This window comes from Roseixanthobacter liquoris (genome assembly GCF_043195135.2).
In the GTDB taxonomy this organism is placed as follows: Bacteria; Pseudomonadota; Alphaproteobacteria; order Rhizobiales; family Xanthobacteraceae; genus NCEH01.
In genome coordinates this window covers 829,997-847,883 of record NZ_CM195537.1, presented here as the reverse complement: position 1 = coordinate 847,883, position 17,887 = coordinate 829,997, and the positions used below count along the sequence as shown (strand labels likewise).

19 protein-coding genes are annotated in these 17,887 nt (G+C 68.3%); 14 read left to right on the top strand and 5 right to left on the bottom strand.

What is annotated here, in order from left to right; translation table 11 throughout:
* Positions 1-128: 128 nt before the first annotated feature.
* From proB to obgE, 3 genes are all read right to left on the bottom strand, one after another.
* Positions 129-1,271, bottom strand: a complete 1,143-nt coding sequence (gene proB, locus V5F84_RS03810) for a glutamate 5-kinase (RefSeq protein ID WP_394044022.1) — start codon at positions 1,269-1,271, stop codon at positions 129-131.
* 135 nt (positions 1,272-1,406) lie between these two features.
* The gene (locus V5F84_RS03805) at positions 1,407-2,327 is read right to left on the bottom strand and encodes a GNAT family N-acetyltransferase (RefSeq protein ID WP_394044021.1); all 921 of its coding nucleotides are present in this window, start codon (positions 2,325-2,327) and stop codon (positions 1,407-1,409) included.
* On the bottom strand, positions 2,324-3,358 hold the full coding sequence (obgE, locus tag V5F84_RS03800) for a GTPase ObgE (protein WP_394044020.1): 1,035 nt from the start codon (positions 3,356-3,358) through the stop codon (positions 2,324-2,326). The genes V5F84_RS03805 and obgE overlap by 4 nt, the downstream gene beginning before the upstream one ends.
* Before the next feature lie 161 nt (positions 3,359-3,519).
* Here obgE and V5F84_RS03795 point away from each other — a divergent pair, with 161 nt between their 5' ends.
* Positions 3,520-5,694: a primosomal protein N' gene (locus tag V5F84_RS03795; RefSeq protein ID WP_394044019.1), complete on the top strand. Its 2,175-nt coding sequence runs from the start codon at positions 3,520-3,522 to the stop codon at positions 5,692-5,694.
* Positions 5,695-5,784: 90 nt separating this feature from the next.
* Entirely contained in the window at positions 5,785-5,913 is a 129-nt protein-coding gene (locus tag V5F84_RS03790; RefSeq protein ID WP_394044018.1) for a hypothetical protein, read from the top strand.
* Here the strand turns inward: V5F84_RS03790 and V5F84_RS03785 are convergent, their stop codons facing one another.
* Positions 5,914-6,948 (bottom strand): c-type cytochrome, encoded by a 1,035-nt coding sequence (locus V5F84_RS03785; protein ID WP_394044017.1) that lies wholly within the window; start codon positions 6,946-6,948, stop codon positions 5,914-5,916.
* A 166-nt stretch (positions 6,949-7,114) separates the two neighbouring features.
* Here V5F84_RS03785 and V5F84_RS03780 point away from each other — a divergent pair, with 166 nt between their 5' ends.
* The 7 genes from V5F84_RS03780 to V5F84_RS03750 all read left to right on the top strand — a co-directional run bounded on the left by V5F84_RS03780 (position 7,115) and on the right by V5F84_RS03750 (position 11,226).
* Positions 7,115-7,750, top strand: coding sequence for a 50S ribosomal protein L25/general stress protein Ctc (locus V5F84_RS03780; RefSeq protein WP_394044016.1), 636 nt, complete (start codon positions 7,115-7,117; stop codon positions 7,748-7,750).
* A 26-nt stretch (positions 7,751-7,776) separates the two neighbouring features.
* On the top strand, positions 7,777-8,388 hold the full coding sequence (gene pth, locus V5F84_RS03775) for an aminoacyl-tRNA hydrolase (RefSeq protein WP_394044015.1): 612 nt from the start codon (positions 7,777-7,779) through the stop codon (positions 8,386-8,388).
* 46 nt (positions 8,389-8,434) lie between these two features.
* Positions 8,435-8,737 carry a hypothetical protein gene (locus V5F84_RS03770; protein WP_394044014.1) on the top strand — a complete coding sequence of 101 codons (303 nt, stop codon included), beginning with the start codon at positions 8,435-8,437 and terminating at the stop codon, positions 8,735-8,737.
* Positions 8,679-9,104: a PIN domain-containing protein gene (locus V5F84_RS03765; RefSeq protein WP_394044013.1), complete on the top strand. Its 426-nt coding sequence runs from the start codon at positions 8,679-8,681 to the stop codon at positions 9,102-9,104. Before V5F84_RS03770 ends, V5F84_RS03765 begins: the two co-directional genes overlap by 59 nt.
* Positions 9,105-9,107: 3 nt before the next feature.
* Positions 9,108-10,208, top strand: coding sequence for a redox-regulated ATPase YchF (gene ychF / locus V5F84_RS03760; RefSeq protein WP_394044012.1), 1,101 nt, complete (start codon positions 9,108-9,110; stop codon positions 10,206-10,208).
* 83 nt (positions 10,209-10,291) lie between these two features.
* Positions 10,292-10,756, top strand: coding sequence for a MaoC family dehydratase (locus V5F84_RS03755; RefSeq protein WP_394044011.1), 465 nt, complete (start codon positions 10,292-10,294; stop codon positions 10,754-10,756).
* Positions 10,753-11,226 (top strand): MaoC family dehydratase, encoded by a 474-nt coding sequence (locus V5F84_RS03750; protein WP_394044010.1) that lies wholly within the window; start codon positions 10,753-10,755, stop codon positions 11,224-11,226. Before V5F84_RS03755 ends, V5F84_RS03750 begins: the two co-directional genes overlap by 4 nt.
* Before the next feature lie 72 nt (positions 11,227-11,298).
* Here the strand turns inward: V5F84_RS03750 and V5F84_RS03745 are convergent, their stop codons facing one another.
* Positions 11,299-12,282, bottom strand: coding sequence for an aldo/keto reductase (locus V5F84_RS03745; protein WP_394044009.1), 984 nt, complete (start codon positions 12,280-12,282; stop codon positions 11,299-11,301).
* A gap of 172 nt (positions 12,283-12,454) precedes the next feature.
* Between V5F84_RS03745 and V5F84_RS03740 the strand changes: the two genes are divergently transcribed.
* The 5 genes from V5F84_RS03740 to V5F84_RS03720 all read left to right on the top strand — a co-directional run bounded on the left by V5F84_RS03740 (position 12,455) and on the right by V5F84_RS03720 (position 17,793).
* Positions 12,455-13,213 carry a TetR/AcrR family transcriptional regulator gene (locus V5F84_RS03740; RefSeq protein ID WP_394044008.1) on the top strand — a complete coding sequence of 253 codons (759 nt, stop codon included), beginning with the start codon at positions 12,455-12,457 and terminating at the stop codon, positions 13,211-13,213.
* Between the two features lie 173 nt (positions 13,214-13,386).
* The gene (gene ndk / locus V5F84_RS03735; RefSeq protein ID WP_394044007.1) at positions 13,387-13,809 is read left to right on the top strand and encodes a nucleoside-diphosphate kinase; all 423 of its coding nucleotides are present in this window, start codon (positions 13,387-13,389) and stop codon (positions 13,807-13,809) included.
* Between the two features lie 168 nt (positions 13,810-13,977).
* Complete coding sequence (locus V5F84_RS03730; RefSeq protein WP_394044006.1) at positions 13,978-14,679, top strand: TerC family protein; 702 nt, start codon at positions 13,978-13,980, stop codon at positions 14,677-14,679.
* A 137-nt stretch (positions 14,680-14,816) separates the two neighbouring features.
* Positions 14,817-15,557, top strand: coding sequence for a TerC family protein (locus V5F84_RS03725; RefSeq protein ID WP_394044005.1), 741 nt, complete (start codon positions 14,817-14,819; stop codon positions 15,555-15,557).
* A 127-nt stretch (positions 15,558-15,684) separates the two neighbouring features.
* The gene (locus V5F84_RS03720; protein WP_394044004.1) at positions 15,685-17,793 is read left to right on the top strand and encodes a molybdopterin-containing oxidoreductase family protein; all 2,109 of its coding nucleotides are present in this window, start codon (positions 15,685-15,687) and stop codon (positions 17,791-17,793) included.
* Positions 17,794-17,887: the final 94 nt, after the last annotated feature.

Genomic DNA, 17,887 nt, shown 5'->3' with positions numbered 1-17,887 from the left:
CAAGCCTTACCATCAGGTGGCGTGCGGACGGAAGCCGCGCAACCGCAAGCCTTGCACGCCGGCTCCACGCATAACGCAGGCGCGGCCCCAAAGGTAGCCTGTTTCAAGGGTCGCCTGTTGGGCGATACCTATTCCGCGCCCACCGCCATGTCGTCGCGGTGGATCAGTTCCAGCCGGCCCTGGAAGCCGAGGATGGCCTCGATCTCGGCGCTGGCGCGGCCGATGATGCGCTCGGCATGGTCGCTGTCATAGGCCACCAGGCCGCGCCCGATCTCGCCGCCGTCGGGGCCGCGCAACAGCACCGCGTCGCCGCGCTCGAACAGGCCTTCCACCCGCGTGACGCCGGCCGGCAGCAGGCTCGCGCCGCGCCGCAGAGCCGCGACCGCCCCCTCGTCCAGATGCAGGATGCCGCGCGGCTCCAGCGCGCCGCCGATCCAGGCCTTGCGCGCGCGGGCGGGGGTCGCGCCGCTGAGAAACCAGGTGCAGCGCCCGCCATCGAGGATCGCGCGCAGCGGGTTTTTCACATGGCCGGACGCGATCACCATATGGGTGCCGGCGGAGGTGGCGATCTTGCCGGCCTCGATCTTGGTGCGCATGCCGCCGCGCGAGAGTTCCGAGCCGGCGGCCCCCGCCATGCCCTCGATCTCGGCGGTGATGCGCGGCACCACGGCGATATGGCGCGCCTCCGGGTTCTGCGCCGGCGGAGCGGTATAGAGTCCGTCGATATCGGAGAGCAGCACCAGCAGATCGGCGCTGGCCATGGTGGCGACGCGCGCGGCGAGGCGGTCGTTGTCGCCATAGCGGATTTCGCTGGTCGCCACCGTGTCGTTCTCGTTGATGACGGGCACTGCGCGATATTCCAGCAGCCGCGCCAGGGTGGAGCGCGCATTCAAATACCGCCGGCGTTCCTCGGTGTCGCCGAGCGTCAGCAGGATCTGGCCGGCGGTGACATTCTCGTGGGCGAGGATTTCCGACCAGGTGCGGGCGAGCGCGATCTGTCCCACGGCGGCGGCGGCCTGGCTGTCCTCCAGCTTCAGTGCGCCGCGCGGCAGGCCGAGCACGGTGCGCCCGAGCGCGATGGCGCCCGAGGAGACCACCAGCACGTCCTTGCCCTCGGCATGCAGCGCGCCGATGTCCTCCGCCAGCGAGGTGAGCCAGGGCAGGCGGACCTTTCCGCGCGCGGAATCAACGAGCAGCGCCGAGCCGACCTTGATGACGATGCGGCGGAAATCGGCGAGCGAGGGAACGGCTGCTGCGGGTGCGTGGGTCACGGGCGGTCTTCGGTCATGGGGGCGCGCGCCGAGGAAAGCGGCCGTGGCGCGGAAGTGCATCGCATAGATAGAGCGGGGCGCGAGTTCAAGAGATTTGCCGTGGAACCAGCCATGCGCCACGCCCGCCGCCGCGCCTCAGGCCGGGGTGGTGAACATCAGCACATAGCCGTTGTTGTCGCGCACCGCGAATTCCCGCGCACCCCACGGCTGCTGCGTCAGCGGGGCGGCGATCGCGACGCCGCGCGCGGCGAACCGCTCATGCAGGCAATCGATGGAACCGTCCACCAGGATGCGCAGGGAAAGGCCTTCCACAGGCGGCGGTGCCTCACGATGCGTGAGGTGCAGCCGCGCGCCCGTCGCCGCAAAGGTGGCGAACGCGACGCCGCCATAAACCGGCGGATCGCCCTCCAGGAACTCGATTCGAAACCCCAGCATGTCGCGGTAGAATGCGGCGGTGGCGGCGACGTCACGGACCGCCAGCACCGGCGTCAGGCCGTAAGCCTCGGCCGGCGCATCCGGGCCGGCCGCGGCGCCGGCCCATTCCGTCCGTTTGAGGCCATAAACCAGGGTTTCGTGCGCGGCCGGGGCGTGGGCAAACTTTTGCGGGAAGGCGCCACGCCGGGCAAAGCCGGTCTTCTCCGCCACCCGCCGCGAGGCAGGGTTGGCCGCATGGATCCACAATTCGATGCCGTCGAGCCCCAGGGCCTCGAACCCATAGGCGACGACCCGCTCCACCGCCTCCGGCATGAAGCCCTGGCCCCAGGCCGCGCGGGCGAGGATGTAGCCGAGGCCGGCGATGCCTTTCCCGCTGAGAAAATAGACGAGGCCGACGGCCTCTTCGCCGCCGTGCGGCACCAGCACCCAGGCCGAGCCGGCGCCGATCCCTTCCAGCAGAGCCCGGGTCTGCGCCAGCGTGTCATGGGGCGGGGTGTGCCAGTGCCGCATGACATGCGGATCGCCATAGGCGCGGTGCAGCGCCTCGGCGTCTTTGGCCGCCAGCGGACGCAGCAGCAGGCGGCGCGTGGAAAGAGAGACCGCCGCCGCCCCTTCGCTCACGGCCGCCACTCGGGCTTGGGCGCCGCTTCCTCCTCCTCAAGGCGGCCGTCGGTCACGACCTTGAACAGCATGCGCAGCGCATCCTGCATGCCCTGGCCCGACTGGGCGGAGAGCAGAAGCGGCTTCTTCTTCGCCGCGCGCTGGAGCCGCTCCTTCTGCTGCTTGAGCAGTTCGGGGGAAAGCGCGTCGATCTTGGAGAGGGCGACGATCTCCGGCTTTTCGTCGAGCCCGGCGCCATAGGCGGCAAGCTCCGCGCGCACGGTCTTATAAGCCTTGCCGGCATGCTCGCAGGTGCCGTCCACCAGATGCAGCAAAGCGCGGCAGCGCTCGATATGGGCCAGGAACCGGTCGCCGATGCCGTGGCCCTCGTGGGCGCCCTCGATCAGGCCGGGAATGTCGGCGAGCACGAATTCGCGGTCGTCCACCCGCACCACGCCGAGGCCGGGATGCAAGGTGGTGAAGGGATAATCGGCGATCTTGGGCTTGGCGGCGGTGGTCGCGGCGAGAAACGTCGACTTGCCGGCATTGGGCAGGCCGATGAGGCCGGCGTCGGCGATCAGCTTCAGGCGCAGCCAGATCCACTTCTCCTGGCCTTCCAGGCCCGGATTGGCGCGGCGCGGCGCCTGGTTGGTGGAGGTCTTGAACTGGGCATTGCCGAACCCGCCATTGCCGCCGGCGAGCAAACGGATGCGCTGACCCACCTCGGTGAGGTCGGCGAGGACGGTTTCCTCGTCCTCGTCCAGGATCTCGGTTCCGGCCGGCACCTTGAGCACCACGTCGGCGCCCTTGGCGCCGGTGCGGTTGGCGCCCATGCCGTGCTCGCCCTTCTTGGCCTTGAAATGCTGCTGGTAGCGATAGTCGATCAGGGTGTTGAGCCCGTCCACGCACTCCACCCACACATCGCCGCCGCGTCCGCCGTCGCCGCCGTTGGGACCGCCGAACTCGATGAACTTTTCGCGCCGGAACGAGACGCACCCCGCCCCGCCATCACCGGAACGTACATATATCTTGGCTAGATCGAGGAATTTCATGGCTTGCAGGTAGCCGCGCGTGATGGCGAAGGCAAGGCCGGAACGGCGTGGACGCTACGTTTTCGTGGTTTCGGTGGACACGGGAGCGGGTTCGCCGTCACCCGGCGGCCATTCTCCCCTTCCCCTTTGACCTTTCGCTCCCGCCGGACCAAAAAACCAACATGACCCAACGCCTCGTCGATGTCCTGCTCCCCCTCGGCCTCGACGCCCCTTATTCCTATGCCGTGCCGGATGGGCTCGCGCTCGCGCCGGGCGATCTCGTGCAGGTGCCGCTCGGCTCGCGCGGCATGGTGGGGTGCGTGTGGGCGCTGCGCAGCGATGCGGGCGGGGTCGATCAAGCCAAGCTGAAAAGCGTCAAGGCGAAGCTCGACCACACGCCCTTGCCGCAGGAATTGCGCCGGCTGGTGGACTGGATCGCCGACTATACCTTGGCGCCGCGCGGCATGGTGCTGCGCATGGCCCTGCGCCACGACGAAAGCCCGGGTCCGACGCGCGAGCGGGTGGGCGTGCGCGCCACCGGCCATGCCCCCGAGAGAATGACCGCCGCCCGGGCGCGCCTGCTCGCTTTCCTCGCCGACGGCTTCGTGCGCGGCAAAAGCGAGGCGGCGCGCGAAGCCGGGGTCTCCCCCTCCGTGGTGGATGGCCTGGTGGACGACGGGGCGCTGGAAACCCTCGTCCTTCCACCCGAGCCCGCCGCCTATCCGCCCGATGCCTCTTTTGCCGTGCCCGAGCTTTCGCCCGAGCAGGCCGGCGCGGCGCAGGCGCTGCGGGCGGCGGTGGCCGCGCGCGATTTCAGCGTGCACCTGCTGGATGGTGTCACCGGCTCGGGCAAGACCGAGGTCTATTTCGAGGCGGTGGCCCAGGCGATCATGGAAGGGCGGCAATCGCTCATCCTGCTGCCGGAAATCGCGCTCACCCAGGCCTTCATGGACCGGTTCACGCGCCGGTTCGGCGTGAAGCCGGCGGAATGGCATTCCGGCGTTTCCACAAAACGCCGGGCGCGGGTGCTGCGGGGCGTGGCCAGCGGGGAGGTGAGCGTGGTCGCGGGCGCGCGTTCGGCCCTGTTCCTGCCGTTCCGCGATCTCGGCCTGACCATCGTCGATGAGGAACACGACCCGGCCTATAAGCAGGACGACGGGGTCGCCTATCACGCCCGCGACATGGCGGTGGTGCGCGCGCGGCTGGCGAAAGCGCCCATCGTCCTCGCCTCGGCGACCCCTTCCATCGAGACCGAGGTGAACGCCCGGCGCGGCCGCTACAAGCGCCTCGCCCTGCCGGAGCGGTTCGGCGGCGCGAAGGTTCCGGGGCTCTCGCCCATCGATCTGCGCAAGGAGGGCCCGCCGCGCGGCCGCTGGATCGCCCCGCGCCTTGAGGCCGAGATCGCCGATACCATGGCGGCGGGCGGGCAGGCGCTTTTGTTCCTCAATCGGCGCGGCTATGCCCCGCTCACCATGTGCCGGGCGTGCGGCCACCGCATGCGCTGCCCTTCCTGCTCGGCCTGGCTGGTGGAACATCGCTTCCGCCGCCGGCTCGCCTGCCATCATTGCGGCTACCAGGCGCCGATCCCCGACACCTGCCCCGCCTGCAACGCCAAGGACAGCCTGATCCCCTGCGGCCCCGGCGTCGAGCGCCTGCAGGAAGAAGTGCAGACCCTGTTCCCCGCCGCCCGCAGCCTCGTGCTCTCCAGCGATCTCTCCGGCGGCGTCGAGCGCATGCGGGCGGAGCTGGACGCCGTGGCCAAGGGCGAGGTGGATATCATCGTCGGCACCCAATTGGTGGCGAAGGGGCACAATTTCCCCGGCCTCGCCTTGGTGGGGGTGGTGGATGCGGATGTCGGCCTCGGCCATGGCGACCCGCGCGCGGCGGAACGCACCTTCCAGCTCGTCCACCAGGTGGCGGGGCGCGCCGGGCGCGGCTCCACCGAAGGGCGCGGCTTCATTCAGACCCACATGCCCGAGCACCCGGTGATGAAGGCTTTGATGCTGGGCGACCGGGCCGCCTTCTATGAAAGCGAGATCGCCTCGCGCGAGGAAGCCCATCTGCCGCCGTTCGGCCGCATGGCGAGCCTGATCGTCTCGGCGAGCGAGGCCCATGCGGCGGAAGGCCATGCCCGCCGGCTCGCCGCGAGCGCGCCCTTGCATGCGGATGTGCGCGTGCTCGGCCCCGCCGAGGCGCCGCTCGCCTTGCTGCGCGGGCGCCATCGCTGGCGGCTGCTGGTGCGCGCGCCCCGCGCGTTCGATCTCTCCGCCTATCTCAGGGGCTGGCGCGAGAAGGCGCCGAAGCCCACGGGCAACGTGCGGGTGGCGATCGACGTGGACCCGCTGAGCTTTCTGTGATCGGCTGCATGGCCGCGCCCCCAACGCGCCGGTTGAAAGCGGCGCGCCCTGCTTTATGGTGCGGCGCGACGCAGGATCAGGGAGCGCGACATGCGCCGTATTCTTCAGATCGCCCTCGTGGTGGGCCTCGGCCTCGGCCTCGCCGGCTGCGACAAGTGCGGCGACTGGTTCAAGGTGACGCCCACGCACGCCTGCTCCGCCGAGCCGCTGCCCAAATAGCTATTTGAGGTTGGGATTGGGCACGCTGCCCTTTTCCGCCTTCAGCCGGGCGATCTCCGCCCGGATCGGCCCATAGGGGCCGTATTTGTGCTGGGCGGCGGAAAAGCCGTCCGCATAGGGCCCGTAGGGCGCGTCGATCGGTTTCAGAAGCAGGTCGGGAAAGTCCCGTTCCAGGCCGGCCAGCGCCGGGCGGGACTGGGATTCGACGAAGGCCGCCACGTCCCAGGCGTCCTGCGGGCTCAGCTGCGGCATGAGCCAATCTGTGCCGTTGGGCATGTTGTTGTGGGCGAAATTGGCCAAGGTCATGAGCCGGCTCATTCCCGCGCCGTCATTGAAGCTGTCCGGTCCCCACAGGGGCGGCACGCCATAGCCGAGCGCGGCGTCGGCCACATTGCGCCGCACGCCTTGCCCGGAAACTCCGTGGCAATCGGCGCATTGGGCGCGGAACACCGCGGCGCCGCGCACGGGATCGGCCGCGCGATCCAGCTCCGGCATGGTGCCCGCCCCACCCCCGGAGATCTTCGCATCCTCGGGAATATGGGTGGACAGCACCGCGAGATAGGCCAGCAAGGCCTGCATGGGCGGCGCGTCCGCCGGCATGGGACGCCCGTTCATGGAGCGGGTCATGCATTGGTTGACCCGGTCGGCGAGGGTGAGATCCCGCGCCGTGCGGGCGGAATAGGCCGGATAATCGGCGTCGGCGGCCACCAGCGGCAGGCCGAACTTCTTGCGCCCGTCATTGAGATGGCAATTCGCGCAGGCGAGATTGTTGCCGGCAAAGCGCATCGCGGGGTCGGCGGCGGCGGGGCCCACATGGGCATAGGTCGCCTCCAGCACCGAGCGGCCGAACCGCACGAGGCGGCCGAAGGCGTCGTCCGGCAAGGTGCTGATCTGCGGGATATCCCATTCGACGATCCGCGCCCCGCTCCCCGGCGCCGTGGGCGCGGCCGGTGCGCCTTGCGCCCAGCCCGCCGCGCCGCTGACGCCGAGCATGAGCATCGCCAGAACCACCCCGCGTGCCGTCCACTGCCCCATTTTCCCCTCCCGGTGCCCGTCTTTATTGCGTTTGCGGGCCAACGCGGCTATAAGCCCGCCTTCGTTTCGGCATGCGCCCCCCTGGAGGCGTGCCAAGGCGAAAGCCGGACGGCCGCGCGAGCGGCCGTTGGCCTTTCTGGAACCAGTGACATTAGGATGAAGTGCCATGACTGCCATCAAAGAATTGAAGGCCGTGGTGCGCGAACGGGCCGGCAAGGGGGCCGCCCGTGAAGAGCGCCGCGCCGGACGCGTGCCTGCCGTGATCTACGGCGAGAAGCAGGATCCGATCACCATCTCCCTGGAACACAAGGAGATCACCCGGACCATCTACGCCGGCCACTTCCTGACCACCCTCTTCCAGATCGAAGTGGACGGCAAGAAGCACCGCGTCATCCCCCGCGACTACCAGCTCGATCCGGTGAAGGATCTGCCGCTGCACGTGGACTTCCTGCGGGTGTCCGCCGGTGCGCGCGTCACGGTGGAAGTGCCGGTGCACTTCGTGAAGCAGGAAGCCTCTCCCGGCCTGAAGGCGGGCGGCACACTGAACATCGTCCACCATGCGGTGGAGCTGGATTGCCCGGCCGAATCCATTCCCGACCACATCGCCGTGGACCTGACGGGCGTTCCGCTCGGCGCGTCGCTGCATCTGTCGTCGGTCACCCTGCCGGAAGGCGTGGTCTCGGCGCTGCATGGCGACGACACCCTGGCGACCGTCGTGGCGCCGTCGGGCCTGAAGGATGCTGAAGCGGACGATGCGGCGGCTGCCGCCGCCTCCGCCGCCGCGACCTCCACCAAGTCCTGATCGACCTCTCGGGCCGGAGTTGAACCGTGATCCTGCTCGCAGGCCTCGGCAATCCCGGCCCGAAATATGTCGGCAACCGGCATAATATCGGCTTCATGGCGGTGGAGGCCCTGGCCCGCCGCCATCGGCTTTCCCCCTGGCGCCGCCGCTTCCAGGGCGCGGTCGCCGAAGGCGAGATCGCCGGGGAAAAGGTGCTCGCGCTGCTGCCCGAGACCTTCATGAACGAGAGCGGCCGCGCGGTCAGTGAAGCCATGCGCTTCTACAAGATCCCGCTGGAGCGCGTGTTCGTGTTCCACGACGAGCTGGATCTTCCCCCGGCCAAGATCCGCACCAAGAAGGGCGGCGGAAATGCCGGCCACAACGGCCTGCGCTCCATTACCGCACATTGCGGCAACGACTATTGGCGGGTGCGGCTCGGCATCGGTCATCCGGGCGACAAGACGCTGGTGCACCCTTATGTCCTGGGCGATTTCGCCAAGAGCGAGAAGCCGTGGGTCGAGGGGGTGTGCGAGGCATGCGCGGACTTCGCCGAACAGCTGGTGGCCGGAAAGCCGGAGGAATTCCAGAACCGGGCGCACCTGTTCCTGGACGCCCAGGGCTTCGGCGACAAGAAAGCCGTTGGCGATCCGCGCGCCTGACCCCAGTGTGGGGCGCCCGTTCGACCTGCGCAGGCGGGGGCCGCCCGTGAAGAACATCACCATCACCCTGTCCGACGAACTCACCGTCCAGGTGCGCCTCGCCGCCGCGCGCGAGGGCAAGAGCCTCTCCAAATTCATCGCCGACCGCCTCAGCCGGGCGCTCGGCGGTCATTCCGATCCGCTTGCGCCGTTCGACCGCTGGCTCTCCGGCCCGGGCTGGGACCCGGAGGGACCCCCACCCCCGATGCGTGAGGACAGCCATGAGCCTGCGATGCTTCGTGGACGCGCCGATGCTGATCTCCCTCCAGGACCGCAGCGACGCGCGCAAACGGGCGCTGACGAGGCATAGCCTGCGCTCCATCCGCCGCCACGGCGAGCTGGTGATCACGCCCCAGGTGGCGAGCGAGTTCTATGCGCGCGCCATCGACCGGTTTCCCTTCCTGCCGCGCCATGCCATACGGGACTTCCTCGGCGATCTGATGCCGGCCTGCCACTCCGCCTCGCCCAGCGAGCTGATGGGGCGGGCCTTCCACATCGAGGATCGCTTCAAATTCGAATGGTGGGATTGCCTGATGATTGCATCCGCGCTCCTTGCCGATTGCCGGCTGCTGATGAGCGAGGATCTTGAAGACGGCCTCGCCATCGAGCGCACCACCGTGATCAATCCCTTTACGACGGACATCGAGACCGTCTTCTCCTCGCTGAAAGATCGCTGAGCTATGGGCTTCAAATGCGGCATCGTCGGCCTGCCGAACGTGGGCAAGTCGACCCTCTTCAACGCGCTTACCCAGACCGCCGCGGCGCAGGCGGCCAATTATCCCTTCTGCACCATCGAGCCCAATGTGGGTGAAGTGGCGGTACCCGATCCGCGCCTCGATACCTTGGCCTCCATCGCCGGCTCGGGCCAGATCATCCCCACCCGCCTCACCTTCGTGGACATCGCCGGCCTGGTGCGCGGCGCCTCCAAGGGCGAGGGGCTGGGCAACCAGTTCCTGGCCAATATCCGCGAATGCGACGCCATCGCCCATGTGGTGCGCTGCTTCGAGGATGGCGACGTGACCCATGTGGAAGGCAAGATCGCCCCCGTGGACGATATCGAGACCATCGAGACCGAGCTGATGCTGGCCGATCTCGAAAGCCTGGAAAAGCGCGCCGCCGCTTTGGAGAAGAAGACCAAGAACGGCGCCGACAAGGAAGCCAAGGAAACCCTCGACCTGATGAACCGCGCCCTGGTGCTGCTGCGCGAGGGCAAGCCGGCGCGCCTCGTCGAACGCAAGCCCGAGGAGGAGCAGGCCTTCTCCATGCTCGGCCTGATGACCGCAAAGCCCGTGCTCTACGTCTGCAATGTGGAGGAGGCCTCGGCGCTGGAGGGCAATGCGCTCTCCGCCGAGGTGTTCAAGCGCGCGGCCGAGGAAGGCGCCAAGGCGGTGGTGGTCTCGGCCAAGATCGAGAGCGAGATCGCCGTGCTGCCGGCCGAGGACCAGAAGGACTATCTCGACGCCATCGGCCTCGACGAGCCGGGCCTCAACCGGGTGATCCGCGCCGGCTACGATCTGCTGCACCTCGTGACCTATTTCACCGTGGGCCCGAAGGAAGCGCGCGCCTGGACCATCACCAAGGGCACCAAGGCCCCGGCGGCGGCCGGCGTGATCCATTCCGATTTCGAGAAGGGCTTCATCCGCTCGGAAACCATCGCCTATGCGGACTATGTCCAATACAAGGGCGAATCCGGCGCGCGCGACGCCGGGCGGCTGCGCCTGGAAGGCAAGGAATATGTGGTGCAGGACGGCGACGTGCTGCACTTCCGCTTCGCCAACTAGCATGCGGGGACGGGATCGCACAGGCGTGGCTTGACCGCGCCCCGTGCCTCCCCTCTCATTCGAAAAAGGCAGGAGGAGGTGGGATGCCCGACATCTTTTGGGAGGACTTCGTCGAGGGGGAGGTGAAGACCTTCGGCTCCTACGAAGTCACCGAGGAGGAGATCATCGCCTTCGCCAGCGAGTTCGACGCCCAGCCCATGCATCTCGATGCGGCGGCGGGCAAGGCGTCGATGCTCGGCGGCCTTGCCGCCTCGGGCTGGCATACCTGCGCGATCATGATGCGGCTGATGTGCGACGGCTTCCTGCTGCGCGCCGCCGGCCAGGGCTCGCCGGGCGTGACCGAGACCAAATGGCGCGAGCCGATCTTTCCCGGCGATGTCGTCACCTTGCGGCGCACGGTGGTCCAGAGCCGCAGCTCCAAGTCGCGGCCCGACCTCGGGCTGGTGACCTTGAAGCTGGAACTGCTGAAACCTTCGGGCAGCGTGGCGCTGGAACAGGAATGCGTGGTCCTGTTCAGCCGCCGCAATCCGGGAGCGCGCCTCGCATGAACTTCTTCGATGAAATCCAGGTGGGCGACCGCGAGATCCTCGGCACCCACACCTTCACCCGGGACGAGATCGTCGCGTTCGCCCGCAAATACGACCCGCAGCCGTTCCATGTGGACGACGAGGCGGCCAAGCGCAGCCTGTTCGGCGCGCTGTGCGCCTCCGGCTGGCATACCGCCGCCACCTGGATGAAATATTTCGTCGCCTATCAGCAGCGCACCGCCGCCGAGCGGGTGGCCAAGGGCATTCCGGTGCCGGTGACGGGACCGTCGCCCGGCTTCAAGGACCTGCGCTGGCTGAAGCCGGTCTATGTGGACGACGTCATCACTTATGCCACCGAGGCGCGGGAGAAGATCCTGCCCAAAAGCCGGCCGGACTGGGGCATGCTGATCGCCTACAACACGGGCACCAACCAGGACGGCGTGCTGGTGTTCGATTTCGAAAGCCGGGTGTTCGTGCAGCGCCATCCCTGAGGGACGGCAGCCGCCTCTCCCGCATGCGGGAGAGGGCTTGAGCGCGGGCGGGCCGCAGCCCGCCCCTGTGCCTCACAGATTGAGGCCGGCCATGGCGGCTTCGGGATAGCGCGTGCCGGCGATGGCCTCGGGCGCGAACAGGGCGTCCAGCTCCGCGATCTGCGCGGGCGAGAGCACCACTTCGGTGGCCGCGATATTCTCCTTGAGATATTTGATGCGGCGGGTGCCGGGGATCGGCACCACATTGTCCTGCTTGTTGAGAATCCAGGCCAGCGCCAGCTGGGCGGAGGTCAGCCCGAGCCCCTGGGCGATCTGCGCCAGCGCCGCCACGAGGCGGCCGTTCTGCGCCGCCGCCTCGCCCTGGAAGCGGGGATTGTGGTTGCGGAAGTCGCTCGCCTCCAGCGCGCCGGTCGCCACGGTCCCTGTCAGGAAGGCGCGGCCGAGGGGGCTGTAGGCCACAAAGGCGGTGCCGAGTTCGCGGCAGGCCGCGAGCATGCCGTCCTCGGGCTCGCGGCTCCACAGGGAATATTCGCTCTGCACGGCGGTGATGGGATGGACCGCGCTCGCGCGCTTCAGCGTCGCCACCGAACATTCGGAGAGGCCGATGAAGCGCACCTTGCCGGCTTCCACCAGCCCCTTCATGGCGCCGACCGTATCCTCGATGGGGGTCGCGGGATCGACCCGGTGGAGATAATAAAGATCGATCACATCGGTGCCGAGGCGGGCAAGGCTGGCATCGCAGGCGGTGCGGACATAATCCGGCTTGCCATTGACCCCGAGCCGCTCGCCGTTGGGGCCGCGCATATGGCCGAATTTCGTGGCCAGCACCACCTTGTCGCGCTTGCCCTTCAGGAACTGGCTCAGAAGGCGTTCGTTGTGCCCGACGCCGTACATGTCGGCGGTATCGAAGAAGGTCACGCCCAGCTCGAACGCGGCGTCGAGGGTCTCGAGCGATTGCGCATCATTGCTGCTGCCGTAGAATTCGGACATGCCCATGCAGCCGAGGCCGATGGCGGACACGGACAGGCCGGAACGGCCCAGGAAGCGGCGGTTCATGGAAGACCTCGCGGATGAGAGACTAGGTGATGGACAAATGAGGAGCGGCGCGGACATGCCGGGACAGGAGGCGGCGCCGGGGCGGGGAGGCGCGGGCCGCAGACACCGGTCTGGCGGGGCGCGCTCTCAATCGCCATATGTAAACTATACCGTTTAGTTTACATTGTCAATCATGACCACTCGAAAACCACCCCTCGCCACCGCCGGACCGGCCGCGAAGGCCGCTGCAAAGCCCGCTCCGGAGGCCGCGCGCGCCCCCGACACCGGTACGGCACCGGCAAGCGGCACGGCACCCGCAAGCGGCACGGCACCGGCAAAAGGCCCCGCGCCCGAGGCGCGGCTCGCGGCGCGCGATCCGCGCGGCACCGGCCGCCGCATCCGCTCCGCCGCGCGGCGGCTGTTCATCGAGCGCGGCTATGGCAACACCAGCATGGACGCCATCGCCGCCGCCGCGCCCGCCTCCAAGCGCACGCTGTATCAACATTATCCCAGCAAGGCGGAGCTGTTCGGCGCGATCATCGCCGAGGTCTGGGCGCATTTCACCGGCGGCCCCGACCTGCCGACCACGGCCGAGGCGGACCCGCGCCTGGTGCTGCGCGAGTTCGTCGCGCGCATGTGCGTCCATTGGGACCAGCCGGACGTGATCCCCATCCTCCGGCTGATCATCGCCGAGGCGCCGCGCTTTCCCGAACTCTCGGAGGCCTTCTCGCGCACCGGCAAGGAACCGACGCTGCGCAAGCTCACGGCCTATCTGGAGGTGCTGCGCGGCGCCGGCAAGCTGCCGGCCTCGCTCGATACCGGCCTTGCCGCCGCGCAATTCCTGGGCGCCATCAAGGAGCCCCTGTTCTGGCCGCGCCTGCTCGGGAGCCCGATCCGCTTTTCCATCGCGGTGGTGACGGACCGCGCCATCGCCGAAATCCTGCGGCGCTGAAGCATCGCGCCGCCGTCCGAAGCGGCCGGCGTCCGGGCATGCGGCGCCCGTTTGGCGTCGGGAAGGCGGTCCTCTCGGCGCCTTCCCTTGCCGCAGAGCGGCATCGCTGCTAAAGCCCGCGCGTCCGCGGCAGTCGCGGAGCCATTTTCATTCATAACGACAGGACGGTCACCATGGCGATCGAGCGCACTTTCTCGATCATCAAGCCCGACGCGACGCGTCGCAACATCACCGGTGCGGTCAACGCCGTGATCGAGAATGCGGGTCTGCGCATCGTCGCCCAGAAGCGCATCCAGCTCACCCGCGAACAGGCCGAAACCTTCTACGGCGTCCATCGCGAGCGGCCGTTCTTCGGCGAGCTGGTGGCGTTCATGACCTCCGGTCCGGTGGTCGTGCAGGTGCTTCAGGCCGATAATGCGGTTCTCAAGTATCGCGAAGTCATGGGCGCCACCAATCCCGCCAATGCGGCGGAAGGCACCCTGCGCAAGCTGTTCGCCGAGTCCATCGAGGCGAATTCCGTGCACGGCTCCGACAGCGCCGAGAATGCCGCCATCGAAATCGCCCAGTTCTTTTCCGGCAACGAAATCGTCGGCTGAGGCGTTTCCCCTACGGACACCGCGGTGCACAATGCTTTTTGCGCGGCGCGGTGTCCGGTTTTGATTGTAGGCCCCGCGCCACTCCATTAGCCTCCCGTTAGGGAATGCATAATACGGCGCACCAGACGCAGCATACCCGCCGGGAAACGCGAATGAGGATGGGGAACGATGGCGATTGACTCTCCGGTGCTGTGGCTGGCGCTGCTGCAAATCATCTGGATCAACATTCTCCTGTCCGGGGACAATGCGGTCGTGATCGCCATGGCGTGCCGCTCCCTGCCGGAGAAGACGCGCCGCTGGGGCATCGTGCTGGGCGCGGGCGTGGCGGTGGGATTGCGCATCCTCTTCACCGGCATCGTCGCCACCTTGCTAGCCTTGCCCTGGCTGAAGGTGGTCGGCTCCCTCGCCTTGATGTACATCGCCGTCGACCTCGCCCTTCCCAATGAAGAAAACGAGGATGCGGTCGCCGCCAGCGACAATCTGTGGAAGGCCGTCGGCACCGTCGCGATCGCCGATATCGTCATGAGCCTCGACAATGTGGTGGCGGTCGCCGCCGTCGCCAACGGCAATTGGACGCTGCTGATCTTCGGCCTCGCCATCTCCATTCCGCTGATCGTGGCCGGCAGCTCCATCGTCATGGCCATTCTCGACCGGTTCCCGATCCTCATCTGGCTGGGCGCGGCCCTGCTCGGCTGGGTCGCCGGCGAGATGCTGCTGAGCGACGTCGCCATCACCGACCGCCTCGGCGGCCATGATGCCAGCGAGGCCTGGCACCTGCCCGCGGCGGCGGCCGGCGCCGTGCTCGTGGTGGCCATCGCCTGGATCATCGGCCGCATGCGCAGCGCCAGGCAGGCGGCCTCGCACAACTGACACTTGCCGACGCGAAGGGGGCATCCGCCCCCTTTTTTGCGCCCCATACATGCCGTAACGTCATTGCGATACGGCGCTCCCGGCGGATTTCGCGGATCGCGCCCACGCGCATCCCATCAGGACAGAAGGACTGTCGCATGGATTTTTCCGATCCGACCTTTTGGGTCTCGCTTCTTCAGATCATCTGGATCGACCTGCTGCTGTCGGGCGACAATGCGGTGGTGATCGCGCTCGCGTGTCGCTCGCTTCCGCCCGGCCAGCGCCGCTGGGGCATCCTGCTCGGCGCCGGCGCGGCGGTCGGCCTGCGCATCATCTTCGCCCTCGCCGTCTCCTACCTGCTCGGCATTCCCCTGCTGAAGGTGGCCGGCGGCCTGCTGCTGATCTGGATCGCGGTGAAGCTCGTCACCGACAATGAGGGCGAAACGCACGAGGTTGCCGCCTCCGACAGCCTGTGGAAGGCGGTGCGCACCATCGCCATCGCCGACGCGGTGATGAGCCTCGACAATGTGGTGGCCATCGCCGCCGCTTCGCGCGGCCATCCCGAACTGTTCATCTTCGGCCTGCTGCTCACCATTCCCCTCATCATCGCCGGCTCGCAGCTGGTGATGGCGCTGCTCACCCGCCTGCCGGTGCTGGTGTGGGCGGGCGCGGCCCTGCTCGGCTGGATCGCCGGGGAAATGGTGGTGGGCGACGTGATGTCCCTGCAATACATGCAGAGCGTCAATCCCGAGTGGGTGAAGCCGGATTCCGAAGCGCCCAGCGGGCTGAAGCCCGCCAACCTGCCGCATTATCTGGCCAGCGCCGTCGGCGCGGCCCTGGTGGTGACGCTCGGCTTCCTGCTGCGCGGGCGCGGCAAGGAGAAGGCGCACGCCACCTGAGTTCGCGCATCGCCCGCGGGCCTTTCGCCCGCGCATCGCCCCCGGTCGTGGCCGCGGCCGGGGGCGAAACGCGTTTGGCCCGCCGGGCGTGGCGACGCTATAAGGGAGCGAAGGAGTTGCCTCGCTCATGAACGATCACGTCCGCCCGCTGGCGGCGCGCGCCCCGCAGATGCGCGCTTCCACCTGCCCCCACGATTGCCCCTCCACCTGCGCGCTCGAAGTGGAGGTGCTGGCGGACAACCGGATCGGCCGGGTGCGCGGGGCGGCGGACAATTCCTATACCGCCGGCGTGATCTGCGCGAAGGTCGCCCGCTATGCCGAGCGCGCGCACCATCCCGACCGCCTGATGACGCCGCTGAAGCGCACCGGGCCCAAGGGCTCCACCCAATTCGCCCCCATCTCCTGGGACGAGGCGCTGGACCGCACCGCGCAGGCCCTGCTCGCCGCCGAGCACACCCACGGCGCGCAGAGCGTGTGGCCTTATTATTATGCTGGCACGATGGGGCTGGTGATGCGCGACGGCATCAACCGCCTGACCCATGCCAAGGGCTATTCGCGCTTCTTCTCCTCCATCTGCGTGAACCCGGCCTGGAGCGGCTATATGGCCGGCACCGGGCGGCTCGCGGGCGCCGATCCGCGCGAGATCAGCCGCGCGGCGGACCTGATCGTCATCTGGGGCACCAATGCGGTGGCGACGCAGGTGAATGTGATGACCCACGCCATCCGCGCCCGCAAGGAGCGCGGCGCGAAGATCGCGGTGGTGGATGTCTATCGCACCCCCACCATGGAGCAGGCGGACATTCCCCTGCTGATCCGCCCCGGCACCGACGGCGCGCTCGCCTGCGCGGTGATGCACGTGCTGTTCCGCGACAATCGCGCCGACCGCGCCTATCTCGCCCGCTATGCCAATGATGCGGCGGCGCTGGAAGCCCATCTCGAAACCCGCACGCCCGCCTGGGCGGCCGCCATCACCGGGCTGAGCGTGGAGGAGATCGAGGCCTTCGCGGCGCTGGTGGGCTTAACGCCGAAGAGCTATTTCCGCCTCGGCTATGGCATGTCGCGCAGCCGCAACGGCGCGGTGAACATGCATGCCGCCTCCTGCATTCCCGTGGTCTCCGGCGCCTGGCAGCACGAGGGGGGCGGCGCGTTTCATTCCAATTCCGGCATCTACCGGCTGAAGAAGACGCTGATCGAGGGGCTGGACGTGCGCGATCCCGCCACGCGCGAACTCGACCAATCCCGCATCGGCGCCATCCTCACCGGCGACCGCGCGGCGCTCTATGACGGGCCGCAGGTGCATGCGATGCTGATCCAGAGCACCAATCCCCTCAGCGTCGCGCCCGACCAGGAGGCGGTGAAGCGCGGGTTCGCGCGCGACGACCTGTTCGTGGCGGTGCACGAGCATTTCCTCACCGAGACCGCGCGGCAGGCGGACATCGTCTTTCCCGCCACCATGTTCACCGAGCATGACGATCTCTATCTCTCCGGCGGGCACCAGCACATCCAGATGGGGCCCAAACTGGTGGAGCCGCCGGGCGAATGCCGCTCCAACCATGACTTGCTCTGCGCGCTCGCCCCGCGCCTCGGCGCGCAGCATCCAGGCTTCGAGATGAGCGCGCGCGAACTGGTGGACTGGACCTTGCGCGCCTCGGAGCGCGGCACGCTGGAGGAGCTGGAGGCCGCGCGTTTCAAGGATGTGCAGCCGGATTTCGCCACCGCCCATTATCTCAACGGCTTCGGCCATCGCGACGGGCGCTTTCGCCTGAAGCCGCGCTGGGACAAGGTGCCGTTCGCCGCGCCGGAAAAATTCGGCGTCGCCGACATGCCGGAATTCCCGGACCATTGGGCGGTGATCGAGGAGGCGACGGCGGAGCACCCGTTCCGCCTCGTGACCGCGCCGGCGCGCAATTTCCTCAATTCCACCTTCAACCAGACCGCCACCTCCACGCACAAGGAGGGCGGGCCGACCCTGCTCATCCACCCCGCCGACGCGGCGGCGCTCGGCATTTCAACCGGGGATGCGGTGGAGGTTTCCAACCCGCGCGGCCGCGTGCAGCTCACCGCCCGCCTGTTCGACGGCGTGCGGCGCGGCGTGGTGGTGGCCGAGCAGATCCACCCCAACGCCGCCCACGCCGGCGGCCGCGGCATCAACACCCTCACCGGCGCCGACCCCGTGGCCCCGGTGGGCGGGGCGGCGTTTCATGACAATCGGGTGGGGGTGATGCGGATGGGGTGAGGGGGACGATAGTAGAGTTTGGCCGATCATCTAAGGCAGACGCGAATTTCCCGCTAAAGCGAATACCGAGGAGTTTGTGAGAGACTGTGACTCT